Source organism: Acidovorax sp. (assembly GCF_034519795.1).
Lineage (GTDB): Bacteria > Pseudomonadota > Gammaproteobacteria > Burkholderiales > Burkholderiaceae_C > Acidovorax.
In genome coordinates this window covers 314,650-321,746 of sequence record NZ_JAXHOB010000032.1, presented here as the reverse complement: position 1 = coordinate 321,746, position 7,097 = coordinate 314,650, and the positions used below count along the sequence as shown (strand labels likewise).

The 7,097-nt window shown below is 70.3% G+C and carries 7 protein-coding genes; 4 read left to right on the top strand and 3 right to left on the bottom strand.

Annotated elements, in window-relative coordinates; all coding sequences use genetic code 11:
• The first annotated feature begins 179 nt into the window (after window positions 1-179).
• Window positions 180-1,388 carry a sigma-54 dependent transcriptional regulator gene (locus U5N23_RS33050; RefSeq protein WP_322596878.1) on the top strand — a complete coding sequence of 403 codons (1,209 nt, stop codon included), beginning with the start codon at window positions 180-182 and terminating at the stop codon, window positions 1,386-1,388.
• Here U5N23_RS33050 and U5N23_RS33045 read toward each other — a convergent pair.
• On the bottom strand, window positions 1,357-2,277 hold the full coding sequence (locus U5N23_RS33045; RefSeq protein WP_322596877.1) for a LysR family transcriptional regulator: 921 nt from the start codon (window positions 2,275-2,277) through the stop codon (window positions 1,357-1,359). The genes U5N23_RS33050 and U5N23_RS33045 overlap by 32 nt on opposite strands.
• Before the next feature lie 107 nt (window positions 2,278-2,384).
• Here U5N23_RS33045 and U5N23_RS33040 point away from each other — a divergent pair, with 107 nt between their 5' ends.
• Entirely contained in the window at window positions 2,385-3,647 is a 1,263-nt protein-coding gene (locus U5N23_RS33040; RefSeq protein ID WP_322596876.1) for an SGNH/GDSL hydrolase family protein, read from the top strand.
• A gap of 10 nt (window positions 3,648-3,657) precedes the next feature.
• Here U5N23_RS33040 and U5N23_RS33035 read toward each other — a convergent pair whose 3' ends face one another.
• Together U5N23_RS33035 and U5N23_RS33030 are read right to left on the bottom strand one after the other, a co-directional pair.
• Window positions 3,658-4,434, bottom strand: coding sequence for a substrate-binding domain-containing protein (locus U5N23_RS33035; RefSeq protein ID WP_322596875.1), 777 nt, complete (start codon window positions 4,432-4,434; stop codon window positions 3,658-3,660).
• A 21-nt stretch (window positions 4,435-4,455) separates the two neighbouring features.
• The gene (locus tag U5N23_RS33030) at window positions 4,456-4,575 is read right to left on the bottom strand and encodes a LysR family transcriptional regulator (RefSeq protein ID WP_322596874.1); all 120 of its coding nucleotides are present in this window, start codon (window positions 4,573-4,575) and stop codon (window positions 4,456-4,458) included.
• A gap of 108 nt (window positions 4,576-4,683) precedes the next feature.
• Between U5N23_RS33030 and U5N23_RS33025 the strand changes: the two genes are divergently transcribed.
• A complete protein-coding gene (locus U5N23_RS33025) occupies window positions 4,684-5,667 on the top strand; it encodes a tripartite tricarboxylate transporter substrate binding protein (protein WP_322596873.1) in 984 nt (327 codons plus the stop codon).
• A 13-nt stretch (window positions 5,668-5,680) separates the two neighbouring features.
• A complete protein-coding gene (locus U5N23_RS33020) occupies window positions 5,681-7,096 on the top strand; it encodes a M20/M25/M40 family metallo-hydrolase (RefSeq protein ID WP_322596872.1) in 1,416 nt (471 codons plus the stop codon).
• Window position 7,097: the final 1 nt, after the last annotated feature.

Sequence of the window (7,097 nt, the reverse complement as noted above, 5' to 3'; positions counted from 1 at the left end):
CTGCGGACCACGGCCGCATCCTGCTGGTCGATGACGAGACCGGCCTTCCAGCGCCTGGGCGCCATCTTCCTGCGCGAGCTGGGCCACGAGGTGGTCGTCGCAGGCGATGCCGCGAAGGCCCTGGCCGCCCTTCGCCGCGCAGCCGGTGCCTGACACCGAAGGTGCTGCTGGACCTGGCCATGCCTGCCGTCGATGGACCCCGAGGCCGAACTATGCAACTGGTGCCCCGCTTCGCGCGGGTGCCGGTGATCGTACTGGTCTGGCCACGGCGACCACGAACTGGCCTTGCGGGCGGCCGAGCTGGGCGCCTGGGATTTCCTCACCAAACCCATCGACCCGGACATGCAGCCCTTCGTCATCGCGCGCGCCATGCGCAAGGAGCCAAACTCGCACGCCGAGCTGCACGGCCTGCGTGCGGGCGCAGGCCGGCGACTGACGACAAGGACGGGCCGGCCAGGAGCGCATGCCACCGTGCAACTGCGCGCCATGGTGCGGCGCGTGGGGCCCACGCGGGTCGAAGCGTGCTGGTGCTGGGGCCCACCGGCAGCGGCAAGGAGTTGGTGGCGCGCGCCCTGCACGCCTGCAGCCCGCAGTCGGCCAGCACCTTTGTCGCCATCCACTGCGGCGCGCTGTCGGCCGAGCTGCTGGAGAGCGAGCTCTTCGGTCACCTCAAGGGCAGCTTCACCGGAGCCTACCGCGACCAGCCGGGCCTGGTCGAGGTAGCCCATGGCGGTACCCTGTTCCTGGACGAGGTGGGCGAAATGCCGCCGCCCATGCAGGTCAAGCTGCTGCGCTTTCTGCAGGAGGGCAGCTTCGTGCCCGTGGGCGGGCGCAGCCAGAAGAAGGCCGAGGTGCGCGTGGTGGCCGCCACCCACCGCGACCTGGAGGCCATGGTGCGCGACGGCAGCTTTCGCGAAGACCTGTACTACCGCCTCAAGGGCGTGGTGCTGCGCACCCCCGCACTCAGCGAGCGGCCGGCCGATGTGCCGCTGCTGGCCACCCGCTTCCTTCACCGCGTGGCACCCCGTGCCGGCCTGTCGGGCAATGCCCTGGCCTGGCTGGCCGCGCGCGAGTGGCCGGGCAATGTGCGCGAGCTCAAGGCCCTGGTCGAGGCCGCAGGCGCGCTGCTGCTCAAGGACCAGAGCGAGGTCGATGCACCGCTGCTGCGGCTGGCCGCAGGCGAGGCGGACGAGGACCTCATGGCCACTGAATCGGCAGCGTCGCTGGAAGGGCTGGGGCCGCTCGATGCAGCGCTTGCCGAGCTGGAGCGCCGCCCGGTGCGCGATGCGATGCAGTCGGCCGGCGGCAACCAGTCCGAAGCGGCGCGGCGCCTGGGCATCTCGCGCGTGGGGCTGATCAAGAAGCTGGCGCGGCTGGGCCTGCGCTAGCTTTCCCGGGCAACCTGCCCACGCGCTCGCTCAGAAAGTCCACCAACACCCGCACGCGCTGGGGCTGGTAGGGGCGCGCGGCGTAGAGCAGGTGGGCCTGCTGCGCCGGGCCCGTGTACTTGGGCAGCACGCGCACCAGGCGGCCCTCGGCCAGCAGCTCGGCCACCATCCAGGTGGGCTGCAGCGAGATGCCGGCGCCGGCCAGCACGCTCTCGAGCAGGGCCACGGCGTTGTTCACGCGGTAGCGGCTGTGTACCGGCACGTTCACGGGGCCGGCAGGGCCTTGCAGCAGCACGCCATCGTCGCCGGCCGCATAGCGCAGGTACTCATGCGCCAGCAGGTCCTGCGGCTGGCGCGGCCTGCCGTGTGCGGCCAGGTAGGCGGGCGAGGCCACCAGCACGCGCGGCCAGGTGCCCAGGTGGCGGGCAACCAGGTCCGGGGGCAGGGGGCCGCCCAGGCGCAGCGAGACGTCGATGCGCTCCTCCAGCGGGTGGATGAAGCGGTCGTCCAGCACCAGCTCCAGCGCGATGTCGGGGTAGGTGGCGAGGAACTCGCCGGCCATGGCATTGAGCCGGCACTGGCCCAGCGCCACCGGCGCGCTCACGCGCAGCAGGCCGCGGGGGTGTGTGGTGCGCTGGCGCACGTCGGCCACCGCCTCGTCGTAGCCCTCCAGCATGCGCCGCGCATGCTCGTGAAAGCGCTGGCCTTCTTCCGTCAGGCTCAGCCCCGCCGGGGCGCGGCGCAGCAGGCGCACGCCCAGCGACTGCTCCAGCCCAGCCACCAGCTTGCTCACCGTGGGCTGGGTGGTGTGCATGGCGCGCGCCGCGCCCGACAGGCTGCCCAGCTCCACGCTGTGAACGAAGGCGGCAAGCGCGCGCAGGGTGTCCATGGGTATTCCGATATCGAATGGTTAGCATGCTATTTTGCCGTCTGTTCATGGATCGTGGAATGCAAGACAGTGGGCCCTTCTTTCAGCCCCCACGAGGATGGACCGACATGAAAACGCCCTGGAATCTCACCGCGCACCTGCGCCGCGCCGCCCTGGCACTGGCCATGGCTGCCGCCACCCTGCCCGCAGCCGCCGAACACTGGAGCCCGAGCTGGATGGCCGCCACCCAGCCCCTGTGGGGCGGCGATTTCATCCTGCCGCTGGGGCTGCCCTCGCAGTACCAGCAGCAGACCATCCGCCAGGTGGCGCGCCTGAGCGTTGGCGGCGCGCAGCTGCGCGTGGTGTTCAGCAACGAGGGCAGCACCGTGCCGTTGCACATCGGCGCGGCCCGCGTGGCAAGGCATGCCCGGGGATCGGCCACCGTGCCGGGCACGGACCGCCCGCTGCTCTTTGGCGGCCAGGCCGCCACCGTGGTGCCGCCTGGTGCGCGCTGGGTCAGCGACCCGGTGGACCTGCCCCTGCCCGCGCTGGCCGAGGTCGCCGTGTCGCTCTACCTGCCCCGGCCCAGCCAGCCCGCAGGCTTTCACTTCGACGCACGGCAGACGGCCTATGTAGCCAGTGGCGACCACACGGCGGCCCTGCAACTGCCGGCAGCGTCCACCGAGTGGAGCACCCGCGTCTACATGAGCGGCCTGGTGGTGCAGACCCCTGCACCCGCCGCTGCCGTGGTGGTGCTCGGCGATTCCATCACCGATGGCAACGGCGCCACGCCGGGCGCGAACGCGCGCTGGCCCGATGCGCTGGCCGAGCGCCTGGCCGGGCAGGGCGTGGGCGTGCTCAATGCCGGCATCTCGGGCGGCCGGCTGCTGAAGGGCGGCATGGGCCGCGCAGGCCTCACGCGCGCCGCGCAGGACGTGTTCGCCCAGCCGGGCGTGCGCGCCCTCATCGTGCTGCTGGGCACCAACGACATCGGCTGGCCCGGCGGCCCCTTCGCCCCCGAGGAGCGTGCCGTGCGCGCCGACGAACTGGTGCAGGGCTACCGCCAGCTCATCGCCATGGCCCGCACCCACAACGTGCGTGTGGTGGGCGGCACCATCCCGCCGTTCGGCGATGCGCTGGCCGGCACTCCGCTGGCAGGCCACTACTCGCCCGAGAAGGACGCCGTGCGCCAGGCCGTGAACCGCTGGATCCGCGAGGCCGGCGCCTTCGACGCGGTGGTGGATTTCGACGCGCTGCTGCGCGATCCGGCCCGTCCCTCGCACCTGCGCGCGGCCATGGATTCCGGCGACCACCTGCACCCGGGCGATGCGGGCTACCGGGCCATGGCGCATGCCGTCGACCTGGACGCACTGCTGGGCCGGGCGCCGTGACAGGCCGGGTTCAGCGCCCTGCCGCCACCTCCGTGTCGACCAGGGCCTTGCAGAAATCCCGGATGACGGCCAGGGCGGGCGGTTCGGCCCTGCCGTTGAGGGTCACGAAGGCGAACTGGGCCTGCAGCCGGGCCTCCGGCGAGACCATGACCTCGCGCAGTGCATCCCGTGGCCATTGCGCCTGGGCCACGGCGATGACACCCAGGAAGAGCGCATCCGTCGCTTGCACGGTTCTCAGGAGGCTGGCGACGTCTTCGGACGCATGCTGCATCCAGGTATGGGGGTTGGCCGCGGCGCCATAGCGCTCGACGAGTGTCCGCGCTGCATCGTCGCTGACCTTGGTGGACAGCAGGGGAAAGGAACGGAGTTCCTTGAAGCGGACTTTCTGCCCCTCGCCCAGCGGGTGGCCTGCCCGGCAGAGGAAGCCGGAGCGCAGCGCAGGCAGCACCTCAACACTCAGGTCCGGTGCCGGTGGCACGGCGCGGTAGGTCAGCAGGAGTCCGTCCACATGGCGCGCGCGCAGTTCCGCCAGCTGGATCTCGGGGCTGCCACCGAGGAGCTGCACGCGCACCTTTGGGAACTCGCGCAGCATGTGCGTCATGAGCGGCGCTGCGAACAACGCACTCGGGGCCGATCCCACGCCCAGGCGGATGTCGCCGGCCACGCCTTCGGCCATTGACGCCGCTGCGCGCTTGAGCTCGGCCGTCTGCAGAACGATCTGCTGCGCCTGCGCGAGCACCAGCCGTCCGAACGGGGTCAGTTCGTTCTGCTTGCCGATGCGGTCCACCAGCGGCAGGCCGAGTTCCTGTTACAGCATCTGGATGCTGCGGCTCAGCGCCGACTGCGTGACATGCACGGTTTCGGACGCCCGGCTGAACGAGCGGGTCTCGGCGAGGGCCACGAAGTGCTGGAGCTGGGCGATGTTCATGGATTCTTGATCATGATTTCAACTCATCATAACTACAAAAATAATGAACTGGACTGCTGAATGACCAGGCCCAAGAATCGGTGCTATCGCAGTTTTCTGGAGCTTGCAATGAACCTGTCCCCCCGTGCTTTCATCGCCGCGCTGGCGTGCGGCCTGTGTACCCTGGCGGCCGCGCAGAGCGCATTCCCGTCGCGCCCCGTGACCCTGATGGTGCCTTACCCCGCCGGCTCGGCCAGTGACTTCACGGCGCGCACCTTCCATGAGCCCCTGGGCAGGCAACTGGCCACGCCGGTGGTGGTGGAGAACCTGGGCGGGGCCGCCGGGGCCATCGCGGCGGTGAAGGTGCTGTCCGCACCTGCCGATGGCCATTACCTCTTCCAGGGCTCGCCCAATGAGCTGATTCTTTCGGGCCTGGTCAACAAAAGCGTGAAGTACCAGAGCGGCGACTTCCGCATGGTCGCGCCCGTGGCGGTGTCGCACCTGGTGCTGGTCGCCGCGGCGCATGTACCGGCCGACAGCATGGACCAACTGGCGGATCTGGCGCGGGCGCGCAAGGCGGCGCCGCTGACCTATGGATCCTCAGGGCCCGGCACACTGTACCACCTGCTCGGGGCACTGATGGCCAAGCGCGCGGGGGCTGAAATGACGCACGTGCCCTACAAGGGCGGCGCGCCGCTGATGCAAGACCTGCTGGGCGGGCAGATCGACTTCGCCTTCATGCCCTACCAGAGCAGCTATGCGGACCTGGTCAAGCAGGGGCGCATCAAGGTCATCGGCTCGCTCGCCGATGCGAAGCTGCCCGCGCCCTTCCAGGACGTGCCCTCGTACAGGGCCAGCCGCCAGTTCAAGGACTTCGGCTTCAGCATCTGGACGGCCTACCTGGTGCGCCAGGGCACCCCGCAGGCCACCGTGGCCCAGTTGGCCGCAGCCTTCCAGGCGGCCCTGCAGCAGCCCCAGGTGCGCGGCCCGCTGGAAGCCCAGGCCAAGACCTTGTTCGCGCCCATGCCGCTGGAGCAGGCTGCCGCGTTCTACAAGGCCGAGATCGCCCGCTACCAGGAGCTGGTCAAAACCGTCGGTTTCGAGGCCCAGTAAGAGCGCAACGCACATGACGAACCTCGACACCATCGGCGCCCATCTGCGCCAATCCGAAGCCCCCATCGTGGCGTGGCTCGAAGACTATCTGCGCTTGCCCAGCGTCAGCGCCGACCCCGTATTCGCGCCGTCGATGCAGGCCACGCGCGAGTTCCTGGTGGCCCGGCTGCAGCGCATGGGCCTGGCCGACATCCAGTTGCTCGACGGCGGCGGCGAGGCCGCCGTGTTCGGTCAATGGCTGGGCGCACCCGGCAAGCCGACGATCATGGTCTATGGCCACTACGATGTGCAGCCCGCCGACCCCCTGGACCAGTGGCGCACCCCGCCCTTCGAGCCCACCACCATCGACGGCTGCATCTATGCGCGCGGTGCGTCCGACGTCAAGGGCTCGACCACGGTGGCGCTGGAGGCGGTCGCGGCCTTCCTGGCGCAAGCTGGTGCGTGCCCCGTGAACGTGAAGGTCTTTCTCGAAGGCGAGGAAGAGACGGGCAGCCCGTCCTTGCGCCGCATCGCCGAGCGCTACCGTGCCCTGCTGCAATGCGATGCCGTGCTGTCTGCCGATGGGGGCCGGGCGAGCGCCAGCGTTGCCACCATCAATACCGGCGCACGCGGCAATGCGCAGCTCGAAGTGGGCCTGCGCAGTGCGTCCAAGGACCTGCACTCGGGCCGCTACGGCGGGGGCGTGCGCAATGCACTGCACGAGATGGCGCGCCTGCTGGCCTCGCTGCACCACGAGGACGGCTCGGTTGCCGTGCCGCACTTCCATGCGGGCGCGCACCCGCCCGATGCGCAGCAGCGTGTCGACACGGCCGCATTCCCGTACGACGAAGCGGCATTCTTCAAAGACGTGGGTGCCGCATCGCATGGCGAGCCCGGCTTCAGTGCGCGCGAGCGCATCACCCTGCGGCCGGCGCTGGACGTCAATGGCATGTGGGGCGGGTACACGGGCGCGGGCGGCAAGACCATCATCGCGCACGAGGCGTTCGCCAAGCTCACGGCCCGGGTGGTTGCCGGGCAGGACCCGGCGCAGGTCATCCGCGCGGTGCTGCGGCACCTGCAGGACCGGTGCCCGCCGGGCTGCGAACTGCAGGTGCTGTCGCTGGGCGACGGCTCGCCGGCGTCCACTTTGGCGCCGCACCACCCGCTGGTGCAGGCGGCCGAAGCGGTGCTCACGGACGCCACGGGCCACCGGCCCATCCATGTGCGCCTGGGCGCGAGCGTGCCCATCACCGCGCTGTTCAAGGAGGTCCTGGGCATCGACACGCTGATGTTTGGCTACAACCTGCCCGACGAGGACGTGCATGCCCCCAACGAGTTCTTCCGCCTGCAGTCGCTGCGCGACGGCCTGCAGGCCTGGGCCTGCCTGCTGGAGCGCCTGGGCCATTTTTCGCCTGCGGATTTTCGCTTCCCTTCCATGCTGGAGACATGAC

Coding starts and splice junctions, on each gene's coding strand:
- U5N23_RS33050 (WP_322596878.1), top strand. CDS start 180: ATGCCTGCCGTCGATGGACCCCGAGGCCGAACTATGCAACTGGTGCCC.
- U5N23_RS33045 (WP_322596877.1), bottom strand. CDS start 2,277: ATGGACACCCTGCGCGCGCTTGCCGCCTTCGTTCACAGCGTGGAGCTG.
- U5N23_RS33040 (WP_322596876.1), top strand. CDS start 2,385: ATGAAAACGCCCTGGAATCTCACCGCGCACCTGCGCCGCGCCGCCCTG.
- U5N23_RS33030 (WP_322596874.1), bottom strand. CDS start 4,575: ATGAACATCGCCCAGCTCCAGCACTTCGTGGCCCTCGCCGAGACCCGC.
- U5N23_RS33025 (WP_322596873.1), top strand. CDS start 4,684: ATGAACCTGTCCCCCCGTGCTTTCATCGCCGCGCTGGCGTGCGGCCTG.
- U5N23_RS33020 (WP_322596872.1), top strand. CDS start 5,681: ATGACGAACCTCGACACCATCGGCGCCCATCTGCGCCAATCCGAAGCC.